Below are 25,286 nucleotides of genomic sequence, written 5' to 3' on the forward strand. Positions count from 1 at the left end.
AGACCAGGTCGCCGACAAAGAAGATGCCAAGGTGGTGCAGGTCGTGGAATGCCAGGTAGTGGACGGTCATCAGGAGCAGCGTCAGGGTGACAAGTGCAAGCCCCACGAGCACCTTCCAGCGGGTGTCTTCCTTCATGCCGGAGATATCCGGCACGATACGTGATAATGAATCCGGTACCGGTGACCGTCTGGTCAGGGCCACAGGAAAAGACCGGATAAAAGGAGAGAAAATGTGATGGATGTTATGCCTTGACCGGCTTGACGCCGTCGACCTTGATGTAGCGGCGTTTCAGCTTGTGCTTGCTGCCGATCGTCGCAAAGGTGCGTTCCTCGGCCTGCTTCTCGTTGGGTGCCTCGACAACTTTCGTGTAGGGCATCCAGTCCTCGCCCATCAAAAATGAGCCTTTCACTTCAAACTTCTGATCTGCCATGTTGAATCACTCCAGAAAACCAAATACGTCTTCAATCCTGCCCAGTTCAAACCCGCTCGTGGCATTGCCCGCGATGTATCCCAGTTCGTTGACAAGGAGGCCGGTGCCGACAAGCCCGCTGCCCATGTTGACGGACCCGGTGCCCACCGGGACCTGTGCAATCTTCTCGAGCTGCTCGAGCTGCCGGTCGGTTGCCCGCGGGTGCACGATCACGCCCTTGTTGGTCGCAACCCCTGCCATTCCCACGGTCTTGACGCCGCCAAGAACGAGTGCAATGGTCTCGACGCCGAGGAACTCTCCGATGGCTTCCCTCAGGTCGGACGGCATGTCCGGGTGGACTGCGGCAAAACTGTCGTTTGCCATGATCACGTTCCCCGCCGCGTTCATCGACTCCGTCAAAAGCAGGACCTCGCGGTGCTGCGAGAGGATATCGATCTCCTCTTCGGTTGCAAGCCCCGATACAACCATACCCCGGCTGTTGCCGGCAACAAGCGAGCCGATGATCGAGCTCCCCTGTACGGTTGTCTCGACAAGTGTCACGCCGAGCGCGGCCTTGATGGCTGCCTTGAAATCCTCCGGTGCTTCGGGGGGGATAATGGCGATGTCACCGAGCACCCGGGCAAAAACCCCGATGTTCGGGTCGCCGTCGAACGTGATCGTCCTTTCCATCTTATGATTCCGGTGCAAGTTCTGCCTGAACCTGCCCGTCCTCCATCTTCATGGCACGGACACGGATCTTTGACGGCGGCTTCGAGCTGCCCCGCGACCATACCTTCTCGTTGATACCCTGGTCGAGTTTTACATCCTCGCTCTTCATGTGCTTGGCCAGGTACTTCCGGATGTCCTTGATAGCGCCGTTCGAGCGCTTCCAGCGGGGCATGCGGCGTGCATCCCTTAGGGGGATGACGTAGACGTGCTCTTCCATATTTCCTGCCATTGTCTACACCTTCAGCGTGCTCTTGCGCCAGTTGCGCCTTCTTGGGTGGTTCACAACCCCCCGCTTTGTCCTGACCATGACCCACTGGGGCACGCGCCGGTTCTGGTCGCATGCCTTCGCGAGCCGGATTTTCCTACCCTTGCTTAACTTGCTCATCGTTGTTCACCTTTAATTGTTTTTCCTGCCGACAACGAGCGACTGCTCGTGGTGGGACGGGAAGAGGGGTGCCGGATCGAGCCCGCGGGCCCGGATCGCGTCCCGGATCTCTGCTTCGTAGTCACCGTTTGTGATCGTGCCGGTCTCCCCGTTGTTCACCACGAGGAGCTGGTCCGCCAGCCGGTCGACTTCGCGCCTGGGGATGCCGAGCAGGGGCCGCACGTACGAACACCCTGTCCTGCTCATCAGGCTCTGGACCGCATCGCGCTGGAGCATCGGGACCCGGTCATCAAACCGTGTGCCGTCCCCGACCACGTCGTACTCCTCTGCGAGCGATTCCACGGCGGCCCGGTGGACTGCGTTGATGGCATCGTTCGGATACCCCTTTGCAATCACCAGGTCGGCCATTTCTTCAATCATTCCTTCTTTGAATACCCTCTTTTTCAGGGGGTAGCCCAATGCACCTGCCGCAGCCTCCACGGACGGGATCTGGCGGAGCGGGTCGAACACGAACGTGTTGAGTTCGACCTCGTAATACGTACCCAGCAGGATCGCTGCAAGGGAACTGTCCTTTCCGCCGCTGTACAGCACTCCAGCTTTCATTATCGTCTGGTGATGGAGTAATCCCGCTTTGCAGGCGCGAGCTGCCGGAGCAGCTCCTTAAGCTGTGCATCGGTAATCTTCTTCTGGAGCCTGCCACTCTGGGCAAGCGCCACAAGCTGCTGCTCGACCGCCCCGGCAAAATCGGGTTTGGTCAGCTTGATGGTATTCAGCCGCTCTCTTGCTTCGGGCTCGAGAACCTGCATGAGTATTATCTGGATCTGGGATTTCATCTTCTGCTGTCGCTCGAGCTCTTCCTGCATTGCCTGCTGGTCGCCAGCCTGCTGCTGGAGTTGGGCCATTCTGCGTCTGCGGAGTTCTGCCAGCTCGTCGTCTCCCATAATACACCTCACTGGGGTGCTTCTGCTTTATCTGCCTTCTTCCTGGCAGGCTTCTTCTCGGCCTTGGTGCCTTCGGCACCGTCAGCAGCTGCTGCAGCCTTCTCGCCCTTTGCCTTGCCCTTCTTGCCTTCTGCCTTCTTGGGCTCCTCGGCAACAGGCTTGACACGCTTGGGTACCGGTGCGGGCGGGTTCTTTAAGACTTCCTGCGAAAGGTTGTCCAGGAACTTCATGCCTTCAGGAGATACCCGGCGCCCGGTCTTGTCGTGGATGACGAGGCCGGCAGCCTCGAGCTGCTGGAGGGACTTACGGAGGATGGAGCCGCTGCCCTTGCGGAACGCGTTGGGCTTGGATCCGCGGTTCTTGTTGCCGCCGTAGAAACTCCGCATCCGTTCAACGCCCAGCGGGCCGTCGACATAGACGCGTCTCAGTACTGCTGCTGCCCGGATGAACCACCAGTCGGGGTCTTCAGGGGGCATCTCTTTGTGGACACCCGTCTTGGCAAAGGCAGCCCATGCGGGGGGAACGATCTCCTTCCGCTTCTTGAGCTCCTCGGCGACCCTCCTGATGATGTGGTCAGCGGGAACATCGTATACAGTCGTCATGTAATACCTCTACTGTTGATAATGAAATAACAGTCTTAACTTATAGGGCAGGAGGGTTCTTATATATTTCCACCGGCGAAAATAACGACGGAGATAGATGATCGGCCGGAACGGAAACAATGAACGCAAAAAAGGCTGCTTTTCCGGGTGCAGGGATCACTTCTTCCGGGCCTTCAGGGCACCGGTCTGGCGCGGTTTTTTGGCCGGGCCTTCCGTTGCCGGGGGCCGGGCTGCCGGTGCCCGCTTCCCGGACTGGACGGCTGCCAACCGGCCCTGGGTCCGGGCAGTCGTGCGGGCGGCCTTCTTCACCGGTGTTTTTCCTGAAGCCTTTTCGGCAAGCACGAGCGTCCTTCCCCGGACCTCCACGAGCCGGGCCTTTGCCCGGGCAGCAATCTCCTCAGGCTCGACCTCCGCGCTCTGGAGCCACTTTACCTTGATCAGCTTCCGCTTCTTCAGCTGGGCGACAATCTCCTCGATCATCGTCTCTGAGCAGCCCTGTTTGCCGATCCATACGGTCGGCTTTAAGTCCTGCATGGATCGGTCATTTGGTTCCGGCATCTGGTCTCACCACACGGTATCGCATCTTTTTGTTGCAGGAGCCGCAGGTGACAACAACATTGCCGTCGTGCACCCGTACCCGCATGTTACTGCCCGGGACAAGGAAGGCATAGCAGTGATGGCAGTACTGCCTGCGTAACTCCCGGTCGATCCGGACCCGCTGGCGCATCGCGATCTTCCGGGCGAGCTCCACGTACCGGTTGCTCCGGTCCGGGTGTTCAGGAAAGGCCTGCTTTGCCTGCGCGAACAACGCGCTGATACGCTCCTTTGCGATCTTCTTTGTTGCCGGGTTCTTGGATTTTGGCTTCATTGTCCCTGGTGCGGCTCCCGGTTGTGGTAATCATTCGGTGTCCCGGGTAATAACCTTCCGGGTCAGAAAAGCAACGGCGGCAGGAGAAGAGCAGGAGCCGGACCCTATTTCCGGATCCTGACGTTCCTTCCCACGATCTCCAGCTTGTCCTCGCAGAAGAGCCGGATCGCTTCGGGGAACGCGATATGCTCCTGTTCGAGGATCCGTTCAGCAAGGACATCCTCGTCATCGTCATCCAACACAGGGACGACCCGCTGGAGGATAATGGGCCCGCCATCCAGGCTCTCGTCAACGAAATGGACGGTGCAGCCCGAGACCTTCACGCCATAGAGCCATGCCTGCCGCTGGGCATGAAGGCCCTGGAAACTGGGGAGCAGCGCCGGGTGTATGTTTACCATCTTCCCGGGAAATGCCCGCACGATCTCCGGGCCAACGATGCGCATGTAACCGGCAAGGACAAAGAGGTCGGCATGGCACTCCCGCATCGCGGCAAGGAGGGCTTGCTCGTACGCTTCCCGCGCGGGGAAGGATGCATAATCAACAACCTTCACCGGGATTCCTGCCGCTTCTGCCCGCCCGATTGCATAGGCCTTCGGGTTATCCGTGATGAGCGCAACGCAGGTTGCCGGGATTTCCCGTGCTGTTATGGCGTCGATCACGGCCTGGAAGTTCGATCCCCGGCCGGAGGCAAGAACGGCAATCCGCTTTGTCATGCTTTCTCCCTTGAAGGTTCATCGCCAGCCTGCATGTTCCCGTTCCCGTGCGCTGTATGGACGAGCACTTTCACTTTCACGATCCGGCGGCCGTGCATCTGCATCACCGAGAGCGTGATATTCTGTTCCGGGAGCTCGGCTTTCTCCCCGGGATGGAGCGGCAGGTGGCCAAGCCGGTCAATAAGCAGGCCCCCGATCGTCTCATAGGACTCGTCTTCGGGGAGGCTGATCGCCATTCGTTCGTTGGCATCGTCGATCCACATCTGGGCGTCAACAACAAAAACACCCGGGGCAATCTCCTGGACATCGGGGTCCTCCTTGTCATACTCGTCCAGGATATCCCCGACGAGTTCCTCAAGGATGTCCTCGACCGTGACAATGCCGACGAAACTGCTGTATTCGTCGATGACGACCGCCATCTGGACGCGGTGAACCTGCAGTTCCTTTAACAGGTCGTCGATCTTCTTGGTCTCGGGAACGAAGATGGGGTCGTACATCACTTCGCTGAGGGTGGCGTCCTTCCTCCGCGAGACCATAGCGGCAAAGACGTCCTTGACATTCAGGATACCGGTGATGTTGTCGATCTGGTCATGGTAGACCGGTATCCGGGAGAAGCCCGTCTCATTGAAGATCCGGATGGCGTCGTCGAACGAGACCGTGTCCTCCATCAGGGTGATATCGACCCGGGGCGTCATGATCTCGCGGGCGGTGGTGTCGCCGAACTCGAGCACTGAATAGAGCATCTCCTGCTCGTCCTTTTCGATGGTCCCCTCTTCCTTGCCCACATCGATCCATTCCTTGATCTCCTCTTCCGTTACCGAGGGCTCTGCCGCGTCCTTGCCAAGCCCCAGCTTCGGGGTTACCCGGTCGACAATCCAGATGATGGGAGCGAACAACCGGGAAAGGAAGAGGATGATCGGGGCAACGGTAAGGGCAAATGTATCGGGAGCGCGCGTTGCATAGATCTTCGGGCCGATCTCGCCGAAAACAAGGAGGATGATAACGACAATCCCGGTTGCAATCCCGACCCCGATATCACCAAACCACTGGATGGCAATCGCGGTTGCCAGGGATGCTGCGGAGATATTGACGATATTATTGCCGATGAGGATCGTTGTCAGGAGGTGCTCAGGGTACTCTTTTAACGCCATGAGGGCATGCGACCCGACACGGTTCTCGTTGTCGAGGGTCCGGACCTTTGCCCGGGTCATCGAGATGAGCGCGACTTCCGAACTCGAAAAAAATGCGGAGAGGATGACGCAGATGATGAAAAGGAAGATTTCAAGTGCGTTTTCAATCATTGTCTTTCACAACGTGCGGGTGCACGATATACGACTTCGCCTGAAAGTGTACCAGTATATTCGAAAGCGAATTTAATAAAACCAGCGATTACTCCATACATTCCTGCATGAAGATGCGGTCGCGGGAAAGGATGGCAATCTTCTCTTCCGCTGAAAGAGGCCTCCCAAAGTTCAGGTCATCGATCTCGAGTGTCAGCGGGCCCCGGTACCCGATCTCCCGGAGAGCCTTCATGACCCCGGCCATGACCGGGCTCCGGTCAAGCGGCATATGGAGTGTCTTTCCGTCCTTGCGGCTGATATGCACGTTTGCAAGCCGGTCGCCGCACAGCTCGATATAGCGCAGCGGTTCCTCATCGTCTTTCGAGAGCGCGTGGGCAACGTCGAGGGTGAAATACAGCCAGGGCTCATCATCGAGCAGTTTCCGCATCCGTTCCGGCGTGCAGAGAAGCGAATTGACGATGGGCTCCATGTTCTCCATGCTCACCTTTATGCTGTCTTTTTGGGCAGTCTCGCGGACAACCGCGATGTACCGGGCAAAGCGGGCAAAGTCCGCCTCACCGGGGGGACGTTTTGCCGTGCGCCGCCCGGGATGGAGGGTAATGACGCGGGCCCCCATCTGCCCGGCCATCTCTATGGACCGTGCCGCATATTCCAGGGAGACCTCGGCAACATCGGGATTGATCGAGCACGGGTTCAGGTCCAGGATCGGGGCGTGAACGGTGAGCGTCTTGATCTCCGGATGGTTTTTGTGCTCGGTAACAACTTCGTGGACAGGGAGGTCCCGGAGCCAGAAATGCGGGGTCTCGATCCAGTACTCGATCGCGTCGAGCCCGGCCCGCGACACAGAGGAGAAGATCTCCGGGGTCGTGTACTCGTGGAAGACCATGCTGGATACGCCGAGCGGCACCATAACACTACTATTTGATATGCGGTTTTACCCTAATAGTTGTTGATGGACTGGTTCAACACCCCTGATGAGCCGGAAAAGAAGGCTGCACCGGCAGCCCCATTGCTCGTCTCCGAGCTCTCGGCCATCATCAGCGACCTGCTCGATGACCCCCGGCTCCAGAATGTCCGGGTCCGGGGCGAGGTGACCAACTACAAGCACCATGGCAGCGGGCACCGGTACTTCTCCCTCTCGGAGAAAGGTGGTGGAAGCACGGCAGCCGTGATCAAGTGCGTGATGTGGCGCTCGGATGCGGACCGGCTTGCCTTCCGGCCGGAAGAGGGAATGGAAGTCGTTGTAACGGGATCGGTCTCTCTGTATGCCCCGCATGGCGCGTACCAGCTCCGGGTGCGGTCCATGGAAAAGGCAGGGCTCGGTGAGAAGTACCTGCTTCTTGAGAAGTGGAAGAAGGAACTCGCGGCAGAGGGACTTTTCTCCCAGGAGCGCAAGCGGGATCTGCCCGCATTCCCGTTGCGGGTTGGGGTGGTCACTTCCGAGACCGGGGCCGTGGTCCATGACATCCGCAATGTCATCACCCGGCGTTACCCGGTCGAAATCATCATCTCCCCGACAGCCGTGCAGGGTGAGGAGGCGCACGGGGAGATTGCTGCAGCGATCCGGCGGCTCTCCGGGATTGCGGATGTCGTGATTGTTGCACGGGGCGGGGGGAGCTTTGAGGATCTCTTTCCCTTCAACCACCCGGATGTTGTCCGGGCAATCGCATCCTGCCCGGTCCCGGTGGTCAGCGCCATCGGCCACGAGGTGGATATCACGCTCGCAGACCTTGCTGCGGATATCCGGGCACCGACACCTTCTGCTGCCGCCGAACTGGTTGTCCCGGACCGGAACACCCTCCTCCTGCAGCTTGCAGAACTGAGGGACCTGATGGGATCGGCCCTCCTTGGCAGGCTGTCCTGGGCAAAGGAGGAACTTCTTGGCTTCCGCGACCGGCTCCGCCCCCGCCGGTTAGCGCAGAAGATCGAAGAGCGCCAGCAGTTTACAGCCGATCTCTCGGACCGGCTGGAACGGGCGTTTGCTACCCGGCTCGAACGGGAACGCCTCCTCCTTTCGGGGATGAAAACTGCCCTTGAGGGGCGAAGTCCCCGTGCCGTCCTCGCCCGGGGCTATTGCGTTGCGGAGAAAGACGGGACTATTGTGAAGAGCACCGGAAGGCTTGCAGAGAAGGACCGGCTCCGGCTCCGGTTTTATGATGGCAGCAGCCAGGTGATCGTGGAGAGGGTAGACCATGACGGAAACGTATGAAAAGAAGATTGAGCAGCTGAAGAAGATCATCGAGAAGATAGAAGACGGGAACACGAGCCTTGACGAGAGCATGAAACTCTATGAGCAGGGTGCGGCGCTCGTCAGGCAGTGCGAGACGATGCTTGCCGAGGCCGAGGTGAAGATCACGACCCTTGGCCGGGATGCGTGACGATCAGGGTAACAACCATCTCTTTTCCCGCTGCAAGGTTTTTTACCAGGTCCCTTGGGAGCGTGAGCGCCACCCGGTCGGAGAGGATGCCAATCGTCCTCCCGCAGACAAACGTGCTCTTTCTCCAGACCATATCTGTTGGGTGATCGAGTGTCATCTTCGCCGATCCCCGCGAGACCACTTCCGCGACAACGCCGTCACACGCAAGCCGCGTGTAAAGCACTGCGTCATCCCGGGCAAGCGCTTTTTTGAACTCGGGCGAGAGGCCGGCACACCCTTTGTCTGCCGCCACCCCGATGATACAGTTGCCGTTTTCCGTCAGGTGCTCCTCCACCGTGACCTCGAACGTTGTCGGGTGGGTGGAAAGGACAAGGGGGTGTCCCCGGCACCGTACATGTTCCTGCGCCGCCATGCTTTATCATGTGAGGGTTGCCATTGATATTCAATGTTTATCACCGCCCAATGCCCCGAATGCAAGGACGAGACCGAGCACGAGGTCTTATCAGAGTCCCGCGACCTGCTCGTGCGGTGCACAGCCTGCGGAAACCACCACCGGATCCCCAAGGAGAAAGAACCGCAGGTCCTCCTGGTCAAGGCGATCGTGTCCCGCGAAGGCACCTCGAAGAACTGCGGGATCGAGCTTGCAGAAGATGATGAGTGCAGTGTCGAAGACCATCTCGTTGCCGAATGCGGGGACGATGCGTTTGGCGTAGAGGTGACGGCAATCGAGTGCGGGGAGAAGCGGGTGAAACGGGCAAAAGCGGGAAAAATCACCACGCTCTGGACCCGTGCCATCGAGAATGTCGTTGTCAAGGTCTCCATCCACGACGGCTGGAAAACGATCCCCCTCTACATGGAATGCGACGGCGAACAGCCGTTTGTTGTCAATGAAGTCTACACGGCATCAGGAAAGCGGTTCCGGGTCTCGCACATCAAGCTCCGCGACGGCCCCCTCATGCGAAAAGAGGGATGGAAGACCGTGGCTCACCGGATCAAGAGGATGTACGGTACCCGCGTCTGACTGTTCCGGGGGAAACGGGGATATCCACAGCGACCGGGGGACTCCCGGGCATCCCGCGCGCTGAAGTCTTTTTTGCTTCTTTTTGAATCCTTGGCGATGGGTTTTGAGCTGCCTGATCGCCATCTCTTCTGACAGGGCAGAGGAAAACAGGAACGAAACCCGCTTCACCGGCTCATACAATTAAACAACCGCAACGGACCGCATTGTCCATTCATGGATACCCGCGGACAAGTGTCAGATAAAAAAGGTGATGATTACTGGTGGGAGGACTGGACTACGGTGACATCGACTGACGGGTAGCCGAAATCAACGACAACCCCGGCATCCGAGACCCGGACAACCTGTGCGAGCCGGACATACGAAACTGCTGAGGTGTTTCCAGCCATTGACTCGGGATTTTCCGATACGCCAAGGAGCAGCGAGTCGCCGGTTTCCAGGGACTTTATATCGATCTGGGTCTTTTCCAGGTCTTCCTGAGAGAGAAGTGTGGTCATGGTGCCGGATGTGGGTAAGATGACCTTTTTCTTCTCATTCGTCTTCATACCGACAACTGCATTGCTGATTGCAGTAAACTCGGGGTTGTACAGGGCGAACTCCTGGTAACTCCCGCCATTTACGGGCGAGTAGACCATGACCGGGTAGAGTGCCTGCCGGAAGGACTGGTTGGCAGTCAGGGTGAGCTGCTTTGCAAAGAGGAGCGAGGCCCCCTTGGCTACCTGTTCCTTATACACCTGCTGGTCGGTTGTCAGGAATGGTCTTCCGGTCGAGTCATAGATGGTATAGTCGACCAGGACCGAGTCCCCTGCTTTGACCGGCGCAATACCGGAGATCCAGTTCGTTCCCATGGAGGAGACCACCATGACAACGATAAAAAGGATGGCAGCGGCGACAAAGAGCGCTTTCTTCCAGGTCTTCACGGTCGCCTCTTTTCTTTTCTTTTCTCCCATGAAACTAATCCTCCTTACTACATCGCAACTGCACAGTATAAACTATTCCGAACCGGTTGGAATGACAACAATATTTATTAATAATAAATACTAACTTTAAGTTATCCCCACACCAGAAAAAGGGGAACAAAGGAGGCATGACCATGGTTTGGAGAAGGTATCCCATCGACTCCATCTGGCATGAGATGGACGAGATGCGGGCGGAACTTGACAGCCTGTTCCGCCAGATGTCGGAGGGAAACAGGCTCCTTCCTGCAGGAGGGATGAGCGACCGTATGCTTCCCGCGATCCGCGGGGAGTTCCGCGTAGACGTCCGCGACCATGACAATGACGTGATCGTTGTCGCAGACCTCCCGGGCGTTGACAAAGAAGCCGTATCGCTGCAGCTGGTTAATCCCCGGGCACTTGAGATCTCCTGCGAGAAGAGCGATGAGCGTGAGGAGAAAGACAAGGGCTTCTACATGCGGGAGCGGATGTCCGGCTCGATGAGAAGGATCGTCGCACTGCCGGCCGACGTAACGGACAAGGACGCACGCGCAAGTTTCCGGAACGGCGTTCTCGAGGTGACCTTAAAAAAGACAAAAGATGCAAAAAGATCACGGATCGCAATCGAGTGAATGTACCGAAAAAAATACCCTCTCAATCCTGCCTTTTTTACCGATGTGTTAAAGTGCCGGGCGCAGTAAAGCTGTACTGATGGACAAGAAAAAGGTCAGGGACTACATGACCTATGACGTCATCAGCGTGGACTTAAACGGAGCGGTAAGAGACGTCATTGACAAGATCCAGAAGACGAACCACGACGGATTTCCTGTTGTCGATGGCACCCGGGTTGTCGGGTATATCTCTGCCCGCGACCTTTTGTTTATCCAGGCTGACGCGCCCATTGACCAGGTTATGTCCAAGAACCTCATTGTCGCGGACCCGGACATGGATATCAATGATGCAGCCCGGGTCATATTCCGGAGCGGGATCCAGAAGCTCCCCGTGGTGGACGAGAAGAACAACCTGCTGGGGATCATCTCCAACGCCGATGTGATCCGTTCCCAGATCGAGCACGTCTCCCCGGAAAAGGTCTTCAATTTCATGTCCACGCTCAAGAAGCTGTACAACGTCGATCCGAGCCTTGACCGCGGGACACTTCCCGTAAAAGACCTCCTGCCCACCCAGTCCAAAGTGTACGAGGACGAACTGGAAGGCCGGATTTACGAGATCCGTAAGGGACTAGCCGAACCGATCATCGTTGTCCGGCGCCCGGGCAGGACTATCCTCGTAGACGGGCACCACCGGGCCATCGCGGCTAAAAAACTCGGGATAACAGCCCTCGATTCGTACATCATCGACATCAAGGAGGACATCGAGCTTGGCCTTGAACGTACTGCACAGGCCATGAAACTGAGAACACTCGATGATGTGCAGGTACTCGACTATGCACGGCACCCGCTTGTTGCGATCACGCACCGCATCGTTAAACGCGATTGAAATCGCGTTTCACCACTCGGAGGCCTGATGACCTCCTCGTTCGTTAAGCGTGATTGACATCACGCTTAACAACTCACAGGTCTGATGACCTGTTCGTTAGCGAAGAGAGACTGACATCTCTCTTCTTCACTCTCAGGTCTGATGAACTCCTCGTTCATTAACCGCGATTGAGATTGCATTTAACAGCTCGCATGCCTGAGGGCATTCATCGTCCATTTTACAGGAAAAGGGAGAGAGAAAGGATACTATTCCGGACACTTACGACCCGTTGCACCGCAGGTCGTACTTGTCGTTGAGCACATGCTCTTTCACAACAGTCTCTTCCGGCACGACAACCTCCGGCCAGAGGCGGGTCTTAGAGTGGACGACAACTTTGTTCCGGAGGACAACGCGGGGGCCGATCACGGTGTCGTTCTCAATGCTGCAGTGATCCCCGATATGCGTGTCGTTGTCCATGATGCTGCCGGAGACCGTGCTGTTTGCACCCACGATGACACGATTATAGAGTGATGACGAGAAGATCTTGGCATTGTTCCGGATGATGCACTTCTCGCCTATCGTAGTATACGGCCCGATCAGGACATTATCGCCAATCGTCGTTCCCGACCCGATGGCCACCGGGCCGATCACCCGGGTGTTCTTCCCGAGCGTGATGGACCCGCCAAGGTGGACGGGGCCCTGCACCTGTGCCCCGTGCATGGAGAGGTCGCCGATGATATCGGTGAAGTCGATACCCTGGAGCTTCCAGCGCTCTGCCTGCCGGAGGGAGTGGGGGCTGCCGACATCGGTCCAGTTCCCTCGTGCCAGCCATCCTTTCAGGGACTTGTTCTCTTCCATCAGCCGGGGGAAGAGGTCGCGGGCAAAATCATACTTGATGCCTGCCGGAATGTAATCAAAGACCTCGGGGCTGCAGACATACATGCCGGTGCTTGCGAGGTTGCTGAAGATCTCTCCCGGCCCCGGCTTCTCCTTGAACCGTTTTATCTCGTAGCTGGCATCGATCTCCGCAATCCCGTACTCACCCGGGTCATCAATGGAGATGAGACCGATGCTCACCGTTGCCTTCTCTTTCTGGTGGGCCCGGTAGAACTCGAGCACGTTTAAGTCCGTGACATGATCGCCGCCGACAATAAGGAAGTCCTGCCCGTCAAGGTGTTCCTGGGCGTTTTTCACGCTGCCGGCGGTTCCGAGCTTGGTCTCCTCGTGAACGTAGGTGATCTCGGCACCAAAGAGCGACCCGTCGCCCAGCGCTTCTTCGATCGCCTCACCCATATACCCAAGGGTAAGGACCACTTCCCGGAACCCGAGGTTTGTCAGGTGTGCAACAAGGTGCTGGATGGAGGGGCGGTTGACGATAGGGATACAGGGCTTGGGCCGTTCGAATGTAAGAGGGCGGAGACGGGTGCCTTCTCCCCCGCACATGATACACACCTTCATGGTACAACAGGTTTCGTTCCGGAATGGTTTAAGGCTGATGCTTTCCTGCTCCGTTCTCCATTTTTATATGCAATGGCGGGGAATAGCTGGTAAACAGTGACGGTGAACTCATGGCTGACGAGGAGTACCGGTTGTTACCGGCAATCAATGGTAAAGTCCAGTGCCTTCCGGAAAAGAAGGAGCCGCTGGAAAACTGCGGATTCTGCATCCATTGCCGGGAGTTCCGGGTGGGCAGGACGTTTGTCAAATCGCCGTCGCTGGCGTACTGCATGAAGTGCCGGGTCACCGAACGCGTGGACTATGCCAAAGCCGATGCCGTGAGATGCGCTGACCGCAGGGGCGAGGGCTTCCACAGCATCACGAATATTATCAGCTGATCTTTTTCAGGAGCCCCTGAGGAGGGCCACCACCCGTTCCATGTCCACATGCTTTTCAAAGTGGTCCGCGAGAGCATCATACGGGTCGCCTGCCGGTCCCCGGACCGGCTCAAACGGGATCCCTCTCCGTTCATGCAGGAATCCGAGCAGGGCGTTTACCGCAGACGGGTTCTGGAAGAGCCCGTGCATGTAGGTGCCAAAGACCAGACCATCGTCGCTCACCCTCCCGTCACCATAGAATGCCTCCCGGCTGCTGCCCTGTCCCGTGACTCCCATGTGGATCTCGTATCCTGTCACGGTGCCCATTGCCGAGAGGATGGGGGGAACGGGACTTGCCGTCCGGGTAACCTGCGTCGTGTTCTTGTCGTACGAGGTGAAGTGGGTGGTGCAGTCGAGAAGTCCAAGGCCGTCATAGGTGCCGGCTGCCGACTCGAACCCGGCATCGACCAGGTGAGTGCCAAGCATCTGGTATCCCCCGCAGATCCCGATAATGGGCACTTTCTGCCCGCGGACCCGGCGGAGTTCCCGGTCCGTACCGGCAGCTTTCAGCGCTGCAAGGTCCTCAATGGTATTCTTCGTCCCCGGGATGATGACGCAATCAAACCCGGCAAGCGATCTCCCCGGATCCACGTACTCCACGGAGGAATGCTGTTCCAGCAGCTCGAAATCTGTGAAGTTTGCAATCCTCGGCAGGCGTATGACGGCGATCCGGACGCCGGTCTTAGCTGCCTTCTTGTCGCCAATACAGAGCGAGTCCTCGCTTGGCAGGGGGAGGGAAACAAAGGGGACAACGCCCAGCACCGGCACCCCGCAGAGTTCCTCGATCTTCCGGATCCCCGGTTCGAATATCGATGAATCCCCGCGGAACTTGTTGATGATCACCCCTTTCACCAGCGGACGGACAGTATCCGGGAGGAGCTGGATCGTCCCACAGACCTGGGCAAACACACCTCCCCGTTCGATATCGGCAACGAGGATAATGGGAATCTGAAGTCGTTCGGCGAGGAGCGTGTTGGCGATGTCACGGTCATAGAGGTTCACTTCCGCTGCCCCGCCGGCACCTTCCACCACCACTTGGCCGAACTCCTCTTTCAGCCGGTTATAGGCAGAGACTGCCTCCTCCAGCAGCAGGGGCGTTTCGCGGTAATATTCCGTGATCGGGACGTCCTTGTACGGCCGGCCATGCAGCACCACCTGGGAGACGCAGTCCCCCTTGGGCTTTAAAAGGACCGGGTTCATGTCAGTGTGGGGGGTTACCCGTGCAGCAAACGCCTGCATGGCCTGGGCCATACCAATCTCGCCACCCAGGGGAGTAACAAAGGAGTTCAGGCTCATGTTCTGGGACTTGAACGGGGCAACCGGAATTCCCCGCCGGACAAGCGAGCGGCAGATGGCGGCTACCGTGACGCTCTTTCCCACGTGGGATGCTGTACCCACCACAAACAGCGACATGCTCTCGTATAATGTCTGCAGGGATCTTAATAACTGGTGCTTATCGTTCCTGCGTGCCGGAACCTGCAGGGGGTTCGGCCAAAAACGCCAGATCCTTGCTGACTCGTGATGTTGGGTAGCATATTGGACGTCTTTTGCCCTGGAGAATGCCAAACAATAAATAAAGAGAAACGTAAAAATACTGACTAATGATTGGTGGGATTTGCCCGACGTGTGGTCTACCTAAAGAGTTATGTATCTGTGAGGAGGTAGCAAAGGAACAGCAGAGGATCAATGTCAAAGTCAACAAACGCCGGTACGGGAAAGAAGTGACCGTCATCGAAGGACTTGATCCGACTGATATCGATCTCGAAGACCTTTCAAAATTCCTGAAAGGGAAACTCGCCTGCGGGGGAACCGTAAAGGTAAACTCCATCGAATTGCAGGGCAATCACCGGGACAGGGTGAAGGAGCTCCTCACCCTCAAGGGTTACAATATGGAAAATATCTCCTGATTCTTTTTTTATTTTTCCCTGAAGAGGGTTTTAAAAAAAGAGCGGGAAGCATCTCGCTTTGTCTGAGTAACAATCAGATGAAGAACCTGAACGTGACCCACGCGATCAGGACCATGATTGCTGAATATTTCAGGCCGCCGATGACCCTTCCCTCGCCCATCTGGCCGGCTACGAGCCCCGAGAAGAACCCCTGCATCATTGCGGCATGTGAGAAGAGCCGCTTGTACACGAAGATGTCGATCTTTGCCCCAAAACCGGTTGCACCGGATTCGACTGCCGTTGCCCCGGCCGTTGCCATCGTGGAGAGGAACGAGGAGACAAGGATGGCGATGACGAAGAGGAAGACAGCAAATGCGACGAGCACGATGATGACATAGATCATCATGTTGTTGGCACGCTCCTGCTGGAGGTTCACGACCTCGAACGTGTCCTTTGCGGCAGCCCGGAGCACCTCGCTGACATCGCCACCGGCCTTGCTTGCCTTTGCAATCAAATCCACGCTCCGGTCTGCAAGCCCTGTCCCCAGCCCTTTACCGAAACGATACAGGGCCTCGACGAACCCGACTCCCCAGGACATCTCGTTGTCCAGTTTCCGGATATGCGGGGTGAGGGTGCCGTACTCCGCGGCAGCCACGAGGTGAACGGCATTCGGGAGCGTCATACCGGAATCGTTCATGCCGGCAAGGTCGCGGAAGAAGTTCGGCAGGGCGTTTTCCAGGTTCTTCACCCGGATCTGTTCCTTTAAATCGAGAAGCGCAACGGGTATAATCGCTATCAGGACCGCAAACATCAGGAAGTCGTCAACGGAGGTGGCGGTAAAGAGCACGTTCATCCCGTAGTTCTGCACCATGAAGATGAACCCGCCGAAAAAGACCATGAGTGAAACGGGAATGCAGACGATAAGGATATTTTCCGGCCGCTCCGTCAGTACCTGGAGGGGGTGCTTCATGAATTTGCCCAGCCCGGCCCGGCTCTGACGTTCCTTTTCAAGCCGTACCGTGATCTGGCTGAGCTGTTCCTCTTCGGTAGAATTCAGGTCAGCACTTCCCGGCGCCGGACGGTCTTTTGCCCTGCCGGGCATCTTGTCGAGCATATCCTTGAACGCCATGGTCAGGTCTCCGGGGTCATTGTGCTGATCATGACGACAAATGCCAGGCTGCCAAACGGTATCATGATATAGACGATGGCATAGAGAAACATCGGCTTGTTGTCACCCGATAGTACGGACATGATGGACTGGAGGATGATCAAAAAGAGCGTCCCTGCCACCATTGCCGTGACATACGATTCTGCAATCAGGGCTAAAAAATCGAGGAACTGCTTCTGTGTCTGCCGGTTCTCGAGGGCATACTGGTCCGCCTTGGTCCGGAAATAATCTGTCAGGTTGCCCCCGCTCGAGATGCTCGCCATTGCGCCCTGCAAGAACTCCTTCATCCGCTTGCTGGGAGTGCTTGCCGAAACGAGGCGCAGGGCATCGATTAAGTCCCTCCCGAAGATATCGATCTCCCGGGCAACATACCGGGCCTCGACCGAACTCTCACCATAGATGGGGCTGTCCCCAAGAAGCCGGAAGACTTCAGCCGGGGTGATGCCTGCTGTCGACATCGATGTGACGTAGTTGATCGCGTACGGAAGGCTTGCATCGATCTTGCGCTGCCGGTTGCCTGCCTCGATGCCAGGATACATCAGGAATGCTGCAAACGTGAGACCCCCAAAGACCAGAAGCGAGAAGACCGTGATGACGATGGTCCCGATGATGAGGCTGTGCTGCGAGAGGACGAGGACAAAATCCGGGACAGCACCCTTGTACTGGATCAGGTTCGGGAGCTTAAGAAGCCAGGTGACAAGGCCGATCACGGCTGCCATGCAGATTCCGACGAGAATTGCACTGACAACAGCGGTGGAGAGGTACACTTCGAACGGTGTCTTGAACCGGGCCGAGATCAGGTCGTTTTTCAGCTGGGCGTAATCGTTTCGCTTCGCCTTCATCCGGTTGCCAAGCAGGTTGAAGCAGAACCGCTCGAAACTATTCATAGAGGTCCTTCCTCACTTTCTCAATAACCGTCTCAGGGTCGCGGTGGTAGGAGATGAGGGTCTTTGCCACATCCTTGTAATGGCGGATCTTCTTGATGCGCATCCACTCGAGGACTTCCTGCCTGCGCTTGAGCTCTTCCCGCATCCGTCCCTCATCCCAGCCTTTGGCCTCCATGATCTCTTCGAGAAGGTAGGACTTGCCGGAGTAGGTGTGCTCGTCCGTGGCTGACCGCCACTTGAAGACCTCGTTTGTGATCAGCTCGTTTGTCCTCGGGTCGATATCGAGGATCTCGACGATCTGCTTGTTCCGCCGGATACGTTTACCGCCGACCCGTGCCTGAACCTGCACGCAGATGAAGTCCAGCGCCGAGAGCATGTTCCGCGGCACGTCCATGGGCGGGTTCTCGATACGGTGGACAACACTGGCCACCGAGTCGGCGTGGGTGGTGGAGTACGTAACGTGGCCCGTGCTCATGGCCTGGAAGAGGGTCTGGCACTCCTTGCCACGGACTTCGCCCACGATGATGTACTCGGGCCGCTGCCTCATGGCCGCACGGAGGAGCTCGTACATGTTGATTTCGCCCCGGCCCGCCGTATCGAACGAATCGCGGGTCACGCTCGGGATCCAGTTCGGGTGCGGGAGTTTCACTTCGCGGGTATCTTCGAGCGAGACGATCTTGGCCATGGGCGGGATGAAGAGCGAGATCGCGTTCAAGGCCGTGGTCTTCCCTGATGCCGTCCCCCCGGCAAAGATGGCCGACTTCCCGTTTTCCACGGCAAGCCAGATGTACGCGATCGAGAGCGGTGCAAAGGTGTGCCACTCGATCAGGTCGGTTGGCGTGATCGGCTCGTCCTTGAACTTACGGATGGTGAACGTGGACCCGTGGGCCGTCACTTCCGTCCCGAGAGTCATCTGGATACGGGAACCGTCCTGCATGCTTGCATCGAGGATCGGCTCCGCGATGGAGATGTACTTCCCGGCCCGCTGCGCGAGTTTTGTCACAAACGAGTCCAGTTCCTCGGCAGAATGGTAGGCAAGCGTGGTCTTCATCGACTCGTAGCTGGAATGGAACGCGAAGATCGGCGTGTGGACGCCGTCGCACGAGATATCCTCGATGTACTTGTCGTGCATGACGGAGTCAATGATACCGTCGCCCAGGAAGTCCTTGTGCATGTTGTAGTGCAGCTTCTCCTTCTGCACGGGAGTGAGCCGGATGCCATAATCCTGGAGGACTTCATTGGTCGCCTCGCGGAGTTTCTTTCGTGCTTCATCACGGGTGATGTCCTTGGTGTTGATATCAAGGGTCTCAAACAGGCGTTCCTTCACTTCCTTTAAGAGGTCCTTTTCCTGTTCTGCCAGCACGGGCTCGATGACGTTATACGTATACTCGTGGGTGGCATGGTCGTAGATGATCCGGACATACGCATACGGTTCGTTGACCGGGTAGAGCTCGATCTCCTCGATGCCGGGCCGGGGCGTGAAGGAGAGGTCGACGAGCGGGCCGTGTTTTTTGGCATCGTACTCCTCCTCCTCGGTGCGGATGGCGGCAAAGAGGCTCCCGATGCTGAACTTCTTTGCTACAGGCTGAACCTTTGCCTCTCCGGCAGCAACAACATCCCCGAGATCCAGGTCCTTGAATCCCGCCTTGGAGAGTTCCTTCTTCCAGATCTCATCAAATTCATCCGGAAGGCTGCCAATCGATTGCCCGTCATAGGCACTGACACGGCTGTGGAGCTTGAGTTCTTCGACCTCGAAGGTCGCGCTCTTCGGGAGGATCAGGCCGGAGATGTCGGTGATCTGGTCCACGGAGATGATCTTCTCATCGGCATCCGTTCCCGGCTCAGACGGGGGCTGCCGGGCAGGATCTGCGGGTACCGTGGGCTTTGGCCTCTTCCTCCACAGGGATCCCCGGGGATCCTCGTCAATAATCTCGACAACCGGTTCAGCGGCAGGCGGGAGATCGGGAGATACCGGGGCAGGCGGCTCCTCTTCTTCCAGCAGGTCATCAAGGGTTACCACCGGAGGTGCCTGTTGGTCTTCCTTCGGTTCTGCCGGTGGAATGATGGATGCTGATGATGCAGGGGAGGGGACTGCAGCCCGCTTCTCCCCCATCCCCAGCTTCTTCATGAGGAGTGAGAAATCCCCACCGGAGGAGGCGGGTGGTTCGGCCGGTGTACTGGCCGGACTTTTCGCTGCCTCGCCGTCCTTCCCCCCCGCTGGAGGGGCCTCCTTTTTCACGGCCCCGATCTTCGTGAGCAGCCCCTCAAAATCATCAACAGGTTCATCCTCTTTGTCAGCCATACCGGATCTCCCTCTCCGAACTGTGCATCAGACCCCGCCACCCCGTCAGCGCTACCCTGGTACAAGATATTCTGCACCCGGCTCTATGTATACTCTCTGCAAAGGAGAGGCACACCGCCGGAAGGTACACGTTCTCCTGACAGCGGCGGTCAGGAGGATGAATGATCCCGCCCCCCGGAAACGCCCAATTCCTTCTGGATACCCCGGAGCAGTACCCGGATCAGCCCGAGCTGCGCATCCGAACGGGTAAGAACACAGAGCGAAAGGTCCCCGCACGGGGCGATGATGCATTTGTTCTGCCCTGTCTCAAGGATCAGCTGGTCGACGCTGCCGATTCCCAGCTCGCTGGCGACCTTTGCACCTGCTCTCAGGAAATCCTCTGCAAGTGCTGCAACGTGCTCGAAGTCCTCTTCGCCAACCGACTGTACCGGGAATCCTTCAAAGAACGCGGACACGGCAATCACACCGGGCTGGTTGCGGATCTTCAGGAGCTGTGCCTCATCAGGCAGCCGGAGACCGCGTCCGGCCCCTTCATCCCGTGGACTCTTCATGATCTTCCGGTCGGTTCCAGCAGGAAATTCCATACAATGGATGGTTTTTTTTCAGAGAGCTGCGACAATGCGTTCCTTGTTCTTCTTCAGTTCGTACCGGATCCTTCCGATATTGGCCGTGGTGTCAGCGACTATGGCGATGAGTTCATCGGGTGAGAGGGGAGAGAGGAGGACCGGTCCCTTCTCGCACTCGACAAGCATCTGGGAGAGTTCGCCCTTGCCAAGCGAAGTTCCCATTGCTTCTGATGTGCCAAGTCCTGTTGAGGCCATGGCACCCAGTGCCTCGATATCCACCTTTCCCGAGACAGCGCTCTCGATTACAAAGCCGTCTCGTCCCACAACGACTGCAGCTGATACGCCCTCCAGCTTCAAAAATTCCTCCAGCAATGGCTTCAGCATGGTTCACCAGATATAAATGAATCTTTCTTGCTCTTTTCCTATTAAAACATTGGTCTTTTGTGATCGCTGAATCACACGGCTGGATGGGTAAAATACACCAGATTTCAGGCCAGTTTGTCAATGACCGGGGACATTTTGCACCCATAACGCCTCCATTTTATTAAAACCGGAGGATACCGGGATTATTTCCGGTAATCCTGCGATACCTCCTCCAGACGCTCAAAAAGAAACTATATAGCGGGATATCTCGTACCACTACTCAATGCAGCTCCCGAGAGGCACGTTCCGGGAAATACGGAAGAAGGTCATCCTGCAGGATCTCCTCTCCGAATTCGAGGATACCCGGTTTACCGGCACCTGTGGCATTGTTGCCGGGCCGGCAACCGGTTCCTTTGTTTTCCAGAACGGGGCGTGTATCCTTGCCAGGTTCCACGGGCTGACCGGGGATGCAGCAATTCGGGAGATGCAGCAGTCTTGCCGGGATGCCGTGGATGTGATCATCTCGACACTGGACGAGCCACAAATCAGGCTCGCCCTGGAATTCAACCCGGCGTGCATTGTCCTGACCGAGCCGGTATCGGATACCGGCAACCACCCGCCCGGGCACCAAACCGCCCCGGCCCGGACCATCCCCCCCGTGCTCCCTGCCGCTCCCGCTGCACCCGCACCATCCCGGCCGGGCAGGCGTGTCCTCATCGCGAGAGAAGAACCGTTAACAAGACAGGATGGCGGGCGGACGCCTGGTGCTCCTCCTGTCGCAGCCCGCCTGCCCCCTGAAAAACCCGTGCAGGCGATGAAGGCCGCTGATCCTGCCGCAGAGCATGAAGATATAGAGGGCGAGATCGATGCCCTTGACTCCATGGACCTCGATCTTGTCACCTCACGGATCCGGAGTGAGTGCAAGACCCTTGTGAAGCAACTCGACCTCGATCACCTGCTCGACCGCTGAACCCCTGGAGTTGATCCCCGATTACCTCTGACCTTCCCGCACCGGATATCCTCCTGTTTCTTGGAGCCGGTCTCGTCATCGTCCTAGTCATCGCCGCTATTCTCTTCCTCCGGTCCCGTGCCGGGGGACAGGCATCATCCGGCCCTACCCGAAAGAAGGGGAAAGACGCCACACGTGTCCGAAGGCTCGATTACCAGCCTGCCGCCAGGCCTGTGACACCCATTATCCGGCTGCCAGTCCCAAGGCAGTCACCGTCCTCCCCAACACCACCCATTCCTGCGGCTGTAAGCATAGTCGATGGCAGGACCGATATCGCTGACAGCACCCGGGCGCTGGCGGAGAAGTACTCCCTTGCGGGGTTTACGCTTGCAACCACCGACGGCCTCGTCTTTTCCACGAGTGGGAACCCCACGGCATCGGAGGATGCTGCCCGGTATGGTGGAAGAGTCCCGCCGGACGGGATACCAGAGGAAGCTGGCGTCACGCTCTTTTGCCTCACCCACCAGGGCACAAGCCTTTCCGGCATCATCCGTTCGGACCGCCCGTTGAGCGAGGATGTTGTCAGTTCCATCGGCAAGGACACCCAAGAGATTTTAAACCGGTGGATATAACACGAATATAAGCGGAATCCGTGACGATCCATCACGGATTACCGATCATCTCCCTTCATGTCAGGTCCCATATGGTAAAGGTTTATACAATCGCTTCCGGCAAAGGTGGGACAGGAAAGACCACCGTATCTGTCAATCTTGGTACCATGCTCGCCCAGCTCGGCAAGGAGACCTGCCTCATGGACGCCGACATCGGGATGGCAAATGTCGGGCTCATCCTTGGCATGCAGGACGTTCCCGTAACCCTCCATGAGGTCTTAGCCGGGACTGCGGAGATCGTCGAAGCAACCTACAGCGGTCCCGCCGGCTTAAAGGTCATCCCCAGCGGCATCTCCCTCCAGGGGTTCCAGCAGGCTGACCCGGAGAAGATTCGGGACGTCATGGGCGAACTGGTAAAAAAGTTCGAGTTCCTTTTAATCGACGCACCAGCCGGCATCAGCAGGGATGGCGTTGTCCCCCTTGCCGTGGCTGACGAAGTTATTCTTGTCGTCAACCCGGAACTTTCCTCCATTGTCGATGCCCTCAAGACCAAGATCCTCACCGAAGTTGTCGGGGGGCACGTCCTCGGTTGCATCATCAACCGCGTCGACCAGGAGAAGACCGATGTCATCACAAAGAAGATGGAAAAAGTCCTCGGCGTCCCGGTGATCGGGATCATCCCCGAGGACACCAACACCCGCCGGGCATCCTCGGCAAAAGTCCCGATCGTCATCAAGTTCCCGTCCTCCCCTGCATCGCTTGCCATTAAACGGATTGCTGCGGACCTTGCCGGGGTCAAAATGGCCGAGGAGAAGGCGTCCCCGACTGCGAAGGAAGGGTTCGTTGACCGGTTTACACGGGTGCTCTTCAAAAAGAAAGAGAAGCAGTAACCTGGCCTCTTTTAACGGTATTACCGCGGTCTCATCGGCTTGATCCGGATCTGGTCAGGCGGCTTCTCTTTTGCGTACAGGAAGACACCCAGCATCTCGTGCTTATCATCCTTGACGGGGCGGACGGTTGCAATAACGCTTCGGAGGCCCCCGTGCCTTGTCTGGAGAAGCGTGTTGGTCTCCCGCATGATGACCACCATCTGGCTGACAACCTCCGGCACCGGGTCAGGGATCTCCTTTCGCGACGACTCGTTCAAAAGCCGCATGGTATCGCGCCAGTGGTGCATCAGGACATCGCCCGGAGAAAGGCCCAGCATCCGGAGGGCGTACGGATTGTAGAAGACGACCCGTCCCGACAGGTCAAGGATCATGACAAGATCCATGGCTGCAAGGATCGTCTTCGGGTTCCCTACGGGATACATGTCCAGGAACTTTTTCCGGATCGCATGGTTGTACAGCGCAAGCCCCACGTTCGAGATGAGTTCCTTATCCGTAAACGGTTTGAGGATGTAACCGAGCGGCTGGGCGCCCTTTGCGCGTTCGATCAGCGTATCGTCGCAGTGAGCTGTCAGGAAGACAACCGGTACCTGGAAGAGCTGGAAGATAAACCGCGCAGCCGTGACACCATCCATCTTCCCGGCAAGGGTGATGTCCATCAGTACAAGATCGGGCAGGAGTTCAGCCGCCATGATGATCGCTTCTTCGCCCGATGATGTCTCTCCGGCGATGACGTACTCCTTTCTCTGGAGCATGGTACTGATGAGGTTCCGGATGATCTCATCGTCCTCGACAATGAGGATCCGGGAGGCTTGCGGCGGCATAATGTGTCTGAGGTTTAATAGGTTTTTTGGGAGATGTTATTAAACAGGCGGATTAGGATCGGTTCGTGATGGAAAAGACGCAATGGTCGTCACCTTTAGACTTGCACCTGATCTCCTTTGCCTGTACCTTAATCCCAAACGCTCCCTCGATGATACCGGCAAGAAGGCCTGCCGTGCAGAAACAGACGTTTTTGCCGGTGGCGCCAAAGGATTCCGACTCCACGGTGTGGGAGAGGGTGATCGTCTTGGTCTTGCTCGCTTCGTCCCACTCCTCGCTGACAAGCCTGAACCAGCCCATCTGCGCATAAAAAGCAAAGGCCATGTCAGAGAGTGTCTTCGGGTTCGTGATCCCCATCTTCTTGTAGTGCTCTACGTTCTCCTTCCCCATGTCCATGTAAGCCCGGTAGTTCACCCCGTTTGCCGGCGCCTCCCCCATCGTCTTTTTGAGCGACTGTGTCATCGACGTGAAGATGAACCGGGGCATCATGACAACCGGTTCATCGATGAGCTGGATCGTTCCCTGCAGGGGCTTGTGATCGATGAATTCAGTGATTGCCGACTCGCCCTTCACGACGGCTTCGGCCTTGAACTTCCAGCTGGGCTCCACCTGGTCGCAGACAAATTCACAGTACGGGTCTCCCTGTGCATGGCAGCTTTTCTCCAGGCAGTACCATGTCCTGCCGGTTACCGCTTTGAGCACCCCCTCGATCCAGCCCTGGTGGATCCCGCAGACCGGCATATTCCAGTCTTTCAGGACCTCGGACTCAAAGGTCTGCTTTGTCCGGAGCACGATCCGTTTCTCACCTGCCTCCACGAGCTCCAATGGTGCGCCCCATCCCTGCTGGTGCTGGAGGGTGAAGACCAGCATCACGAACTCTGCCGGCGTGAGATCCATGCCCTGTTTTTTCAAGAAACTGGAAAGGCCCACCGAACCCTGCCCTACTGAGCGGAAGAGTTTCCGGACTGCCTTGACCGCGAGTTTCCGGTTCAGGCTGGTCTCGTACATATCGTAGATCGCCCGCACCAGGTAATTGGGATTGCCGGCCGTCCGGACACCAAAAACCGAGTAGATCCCGGCAGCGGGATCGAGTTCGATATAGGGAGCGATCGTCTTCTCGCCCTTCATCAGCGCCTCGAAATCTTCACGCCCGATCTTCATGGGATAGTGTTCGGCCACGGAAAATTAAAGCATTTCGAAACGTCCGATAGGGAA

Annotated in this window: 33 protein-coding genes; 10 read left to right on the forward strand and 23 right to left on the reverse strand. The window is 57.4% G+C overall.

Annotated features, from left to right (window positions below):
* Positions 1-242 precede the first annotated feature (242 nt).
* The 12 genes from rpl18a to PHF39_RS05830 form a co-directional block, all read right to left on the reverse strand.
* Positions 243-431, reverse strand: a complete 189-nt coding sequence (gene rpl18a / locus PHF39_RS05775) for a 50S ribosomal protein L18Ae (RefSeq protein ID WP_015285106.1) — start codon at positions 429-431, stop codon at positions 243-245.
* 6 nt (positions 432-437) lie between these two features.
* Positions 438-1,100: a translation initiation factor IF-6 gene (locus PHF39_RS05780; RefSeq protein ID WP_300221430.1), complete on the reverse strand. Its 663-nt coding sequence runs from the start codon at positions 1,098-1,100 to the stop codon at positions 438-440.
* Position 1,101: 1 nt separating this feature from the next.
* Complete coding sequence (locus PHF39_RS05785; RefSeq protein ID WP_292415396.1) at positions 1,102-1,368, reverse strand: 50S ribosomal protein L31e; 267 nt, start codon at positions 1,366-1,368, stop codon at positions 1,102-1,104.
* Positions 1,369-1,371: 3 nt separating this feature from the next.
* On the reverse strand, positions 1,372-1,524 hold the full coding sequence (locus PHF39_RS05790; protein ID WP_300221435.1) for a 50S ribosomal protein L39e: 153 nt from the start codon (positions 1,522-1,524) through the stop codon (positions 1,372-1,374).
* 12 nt (positions 1,525-1,536) lie between these two features.
* Positions 1,537-2,127: an alpha hydrolase gene (locus PHF39_RS05795; RefSeq protein WP_300221438.1), complete on the reverse strand. Its 591-nt coding sequence runs from the start codon at positions 2,125-2,127 to the stop codon at positions 1,537-1,539.
* Positions 2,127-2,465, reverse strand: coding sequence for a DNA-binding protein (locus tag PHF39_RS05800; RefSeq protein ID WP_300221441.1), 339 nt, complete (start codon positions 2,463-2,465; stop codon positions 2,127-2,129). The genes PHF39_RS05795 and PHF39_RS05800 overlap by 1 nt, the downstream gene beginning before the upstream one ends.
* Before the next feature lie 8 nt (positions 2,466-2,473).
* The gene (locus PHF39_RS05805) at positions 2,474-3,067 is read right to left on the reverse strand and encodes a 30S ribosomal protein S19e (protein WP_300221444.1); all 594 of its coding nucleotides are present in this window, start codon (positions 3,065-3,067) and stop codon (positions 2,474-2,476) included.
* Between the two features lie 156 nt (positions 3,068-3,223).
* On the reverse strand, positions 3,224-3,625 hold the full coding sequence (locus PHF39_RS13930; protein ID WP_366144185.1) for a YhbY family RNA-binding protein: 402 nt from the start codon (positions 3,623-3,625) through the stop codon (positions 3,224-3,226).
* Positions 3,609-3,935 carry a ribonuclease P protein component 4 gene (locus tag PHF39_RS05815; protein ID WP_300221447.1) on the reverse strand — a complete coding sequence of 109 codons (327 nt, stop codon included), beginning with the start codon at positions 3,933-3,935 and terminating at the stop codon, positions 3,609-3,611. Before PHF39_RS05815 ends, PHF39_RS13930 begins: the two co-directional genes overlap by 17 nt.
* A 104-nt stretch (positions 3,936-4,039) precedes the next feature.
* Positions 4,040-4,648, reverse strand: coding sequence for a phosphoribosylglycinamide formyltransferase (gene purN / locus PHF39_RS05820; protein WP_300221450.1), 609 nt, complete (start codon positions 4,646-4,648; stop codon positions 4,040-4,042).
* The gene (locus PHF39_RS05825; protein WP_300221453.1) at positions 4,645-5,949 is read right to left on the reverse strand and encodes a hemolysin family protein; all 1,305 of its coding nucleotides are present in this window, start codon (positions 5,947-5,949) and stop codon (positions 4,645-4,647) included. Before PHF39_RS05825 ends, purN begins: the two co-directional genes overlap by 4 nt.
* An 88-nt stretch (positions 5,950-6,037) precedes the next feature.
* Positions 6,038-6,859, reverse strand: coding sequence for a sugar phosphate isomerase/epimerase family protein (locus PHF39_RS05830; protein ID WP_300221455.1), 822 nt, complete (start codon positions 6,857-6,859; stop codon positions 6,038-6,040).
* A gap of 42 nt (positions 6,860-6,901) precedes the next feature.
* Here PHF39_RS05830 and xseA point away from each other — a divergent pair, with 42 nt between their 5' ends.
* The gene (gene xseA / locus PHF39_RS05835; protein WP_300221458.1) at positions 6,902-8,158 is read left to right on the forward strand and encodes an exodeoxyribonuclease VII large subunit; all 1,257 of its coding nucleotides are present in this window, start codon (positions 6,902-6,904) and stop codon (positions 8,156-8,158) included.
* Positions 8,142-8,327: an exodeoxyribonuclease VII small subunit gene (gene xseB / locus PHF39_RS05840; protein WP_300221461.1), complete on the forward strand. Its 186-nt coding sequence runs from the start codon at positions 8,142-8,144 to the stop codon at positions 8,325-8,327. The genes xseA and xseB overlap by 17 nt, the downstream gene beginning before the upstream one ends.
* Here xseB and PHF39_RS05845 read toward each other — a convergent pair.
* On the reverse strand, positions 8,302-8,739 hold the full coding sequence (locus PHF39_RS05845) for a DUF371 domain-containing protein (RefSeq protein WP_300221464.1): 438 nt from the start codon (positions 8,737-8,739) through the stop codon (positions 8,302-8,304). The two genes, xseB and PHF39_RS05845, sit on opposite strands and share 26 nt — an antisense overlap.
* Before the next feature lie 33 nt (positions 8,740-8,772).
* Between PHF39_RS05845 and PHF39_RS05850 the strand changes: the two genes are divergently transcribed.
* On the forward strand, positions 8,773-9,348 hold the full coding sequence (locus PHF39_RS05850; RefSeq protein WP_015285091.1) for an HVO_0476 family zinc finger protein: 576 nt from the start codon (positions 8,773-8,775) through the stop codon (positions 9,346-9,348).
* 254 nt (positions 9,349-9,602) lie between these two features.
* On the opposite strand, the gene PHF39_RS05855 is transcribed toward PHF39_RS05850, so the two are convergent.
* The gene (locus PHF39_RS05855) at positions 9,603-10,295 is read right to left on the reverse strand and encodes a hypothetical protein (protein ID WP_300221468.1); all 693 of its coding nucleotides are present in this window, start codon (positions 10,293-10,295) and stop codon (positions 9,603-9,605) included.
* A gap of 143 nt (positions 10,296-10,438) precedes the next feature.
* Here PHF39_RS05855 and PHF39_RS05860 point away from each other — a divergent pair, with 143 nt between their 5' ends.
* Both PHF39_RS05860 and PHF39_RS05865 read left to right on the forward strand, forming a co-directional pair.
* A complete protein-coding gene (locus PHF39_RS05860; protein ID WP_300221469.1) occupies positions 10,439-10,912 on the forward strand; it encodes an Hsp20/alpha crystallin family protein in 474 nt (157 codons plus the stop codon).
* A gap of 79 nt (positions 10,913-10,991) precedes the next feature.
* Complete coding sequence (locus PHF39_RS05865) at positions 10,992-11,777, forward strand: CBS domain-containing protein (protein WP_300221472.1); 786 nt, start codon at positions 10,992-10,994, stop codon at positions 11,775-11,777.
* A gap of 258 nt (positions 11,778-12,035) precedes the next feature.
* Here the strand turns inward: PHF39_RS05865 and PHF39_RS05870 are convergent, their stop codons facing one another.
* Positions 12,036-13,214, reverse strand: a complete 1,179-nt coding sequence (locus PHF39_RS05870; RefSeq protein WP_300221475.1) for an NDP-sugar synthase — start codon at positions 13,212-13,214, stop codon at positions 12,036-12,038.
* A gap of 110 nt (positions 13,215-13,324) precedes the next feature.
* Between PHF39_RS05870 and PHF39_RS05875 the strand changes: the two genes are divergently transcribed.
* Positions 13,325-13,591 (forward strand): hypothetical protein, encoded by a 267-nt coding sequence (locus PHF39_RS05875; RefSeq protein ID WP_300221478.1) that lies wholly within the window; start codon positions 13,325-13,327, stop codon positions 13,589-13,591.
* A 6-nt stretch (positions 13,592-13,597) separates the two neighbouring features.
* On the opposite strand, the gene PHF39_RS05880 is transcribed toward PHF39_RS05875, so the two are convergent.
* Positions 13,598-15,043, reverse strand: coding sequence for a cobyric acid synthase (locus PHF39_RS05880; RefSeq protein WP_300221481.1), 1,446 nt, complete (start codon positions 15,041-15,043; stop codon positions 13,598-13,600).
* A 188-nt stretch (positions 15,044-15,231) separates the two neighbouring features.
* Between PHF39_RS05880 and yciH the strand changes: the two genes are divergently transcribed.
* Complete coding sequence (gene yciH / locus PHF39_RS05885; protein ID WP_300221484.1) at positions 15,232-15,537, forward strand: stress response translation initiation inhibitor YciH; 306 nt, start codon at positions 15,232-15,234, stop codon at positions 15,535-15,537.
* 73 nt (positions 15,538-15,610) lie between these two features.
* Here yciH and PHF39_RS05890 read toward each other — a convergent pair whose 3' ends face one another.
* The 5 genes from PHF39_RS05890 to PHF39_RS05910 all read right to left on the reverse strand — a co-directional run bounded on the left by PHF39_RS05890 (position 15,611) and on the right by PHF39_RS05910 (position 20,823).
* Positions 15,611-16,645 carry a type II secretion system F family protein gene (locus PHF39_RS05890; protein WP_300221487.1) on the reverse strand — a complete coding sequence of 345 codons (1,035 nt, stop codon included), beginning with the start codon at positions 16,643-16,645 and terminating at the stop codon, positions 15,611-15,613.
* 2 nt (positions 16,646-16,647) lie between these two features.
* Positions 16,648-17,571: a type II secretion system F family protein gene (locus PHF39_RS05895; RefSeq protein ID WP_300221490.1), complete on the reverse strand. Its 924-nt coding sequence runs from the start codon at positions 17,569-17,571 to the stop codon at positions 16,648-16,650.
* Positions 17,564-19,873, reverse strand: a complete 2,310-nt coding sequence (locus PHF39_RS05900; protein ID WP_300221493.1) for an ATPase, T2SS/T4P/T4SS family — start codon at positions 19,871-19,873, stop codon at positions 17,564-17,566. Before PHF39_RS05900 ends, PHF39_RS05895 begins: the two co-directional genes overlap by 8 nt.
* A gap of 149 nt (positions 19,874-20,022) precedes the next feature.
* Positions 20,023-20,424: a roadblock/LC7 domain-containing protein gene (locus PHF39_RS05905; RefSeq protein WP_300221496.1), complete on the reverse strand. Its 402-nt coding sequence runs from the start codon at positions 20,422-20,424 to the stop codon at positions 20,023-20,025.
* Positions 20,425-20,475: 51 nt separating this feature from the next.
* Positions 20,476-20,823 carry a roadblock/LC7 domain-containing protein gene (locus tag PHF39_RS05910; RefSeq protein ID WP_300221499.1) on the reverse strand — a complete coding sequence of 116 codons (348 nt, stop codon included), beginning with the start codon at positions 20,821-20,823 and terminating at the stop codon, positions 20,476-20,478.
* Between the two features lie 262 nt (positions 20,824-21,085).
* Here PHF39_RS05910 and PHF39_RS05915 point away from each other — a divergent pair, with 262 nt between their 5' ends.
* From PHF39_RS05915 to minD, 3 genes are all read left to right on the forward strand, one after another.
* Positions 21,086-21,772, forward strand: coding sequence for a hypothetical protein (locus PHF39_RS05915; RefSeq protein ID WP_300221502.1), 687 nt, complete (start codon positions 21,086-21,088; stop codon positions 21,770-21,772).
* Between the two features lie 212 nt (positions 21,773-21,984).
* Positions 21,985-22,383 (forward strand): hypothetical protein, encoded by a 399-nt coding sequence (locus PHF39_RS05920; RefSeq protein ID WP_300221505.1) that lies wholly within the window; start codon positions 21,985-21,987, stop codon positions 22,381-22,383.
* 71 nt (positions 22,384-22,454) lie between these two features.
* On the forward strand, positions 22,455-23,252 hold the full coding sequence (minD, locus tag PHF39_RS05925) for a cell division ATPase MinD (RefSeq protein ID WP_300221507.1): 798 nt from the start codon (positions 22,455-22,457) through the stop codon (positions 23,250-23,252).
* A gap of 20 nt (positions 23,253-23,272) precedes the next feature.
* On the opposite strand, the gene PHF39_RS05930 is transcribed toward minD, so the two are convergent.
* Together PHF39_RS05930 and PHF39_RS05935 are read right to left on the reverse strand one after the other, a co-directional pair.
* Positions 23,273-24,073, reverse strand: coding sequence for a response regulator (locus PHF39_RS05930; RefSeq protein WP_300221510.1), 801 nt, complete (start codon positions 24,071-24,073; stop codon positions 23,273-23,275).
* A gap of 52 nt (positions 24,074-24,125) precedes the next feature.
* Positions 24,126-25,232 (reverse strand): 4-vinyl reductase, encoded by a 1,107-nt coding sequence (locus PHF39_RS05935; protein ID WP_300221512.1) that lies wholly within the window; start codon positions 25,230-25,232, stop codon positions 24,126-24,128.
* Positions 25,233-25,286: the final 54 nt, after the last annotated feature.

It is taken from the genome of Methanoregula sp. (assembly GCF_028712425.1).
In the GTDB taxonomy this organism is placed as follows: Archaea; Halobacteriota; Methanomicrobia; order Methanomicrobiales; family Methanospirillaceae; genus Methanoregula.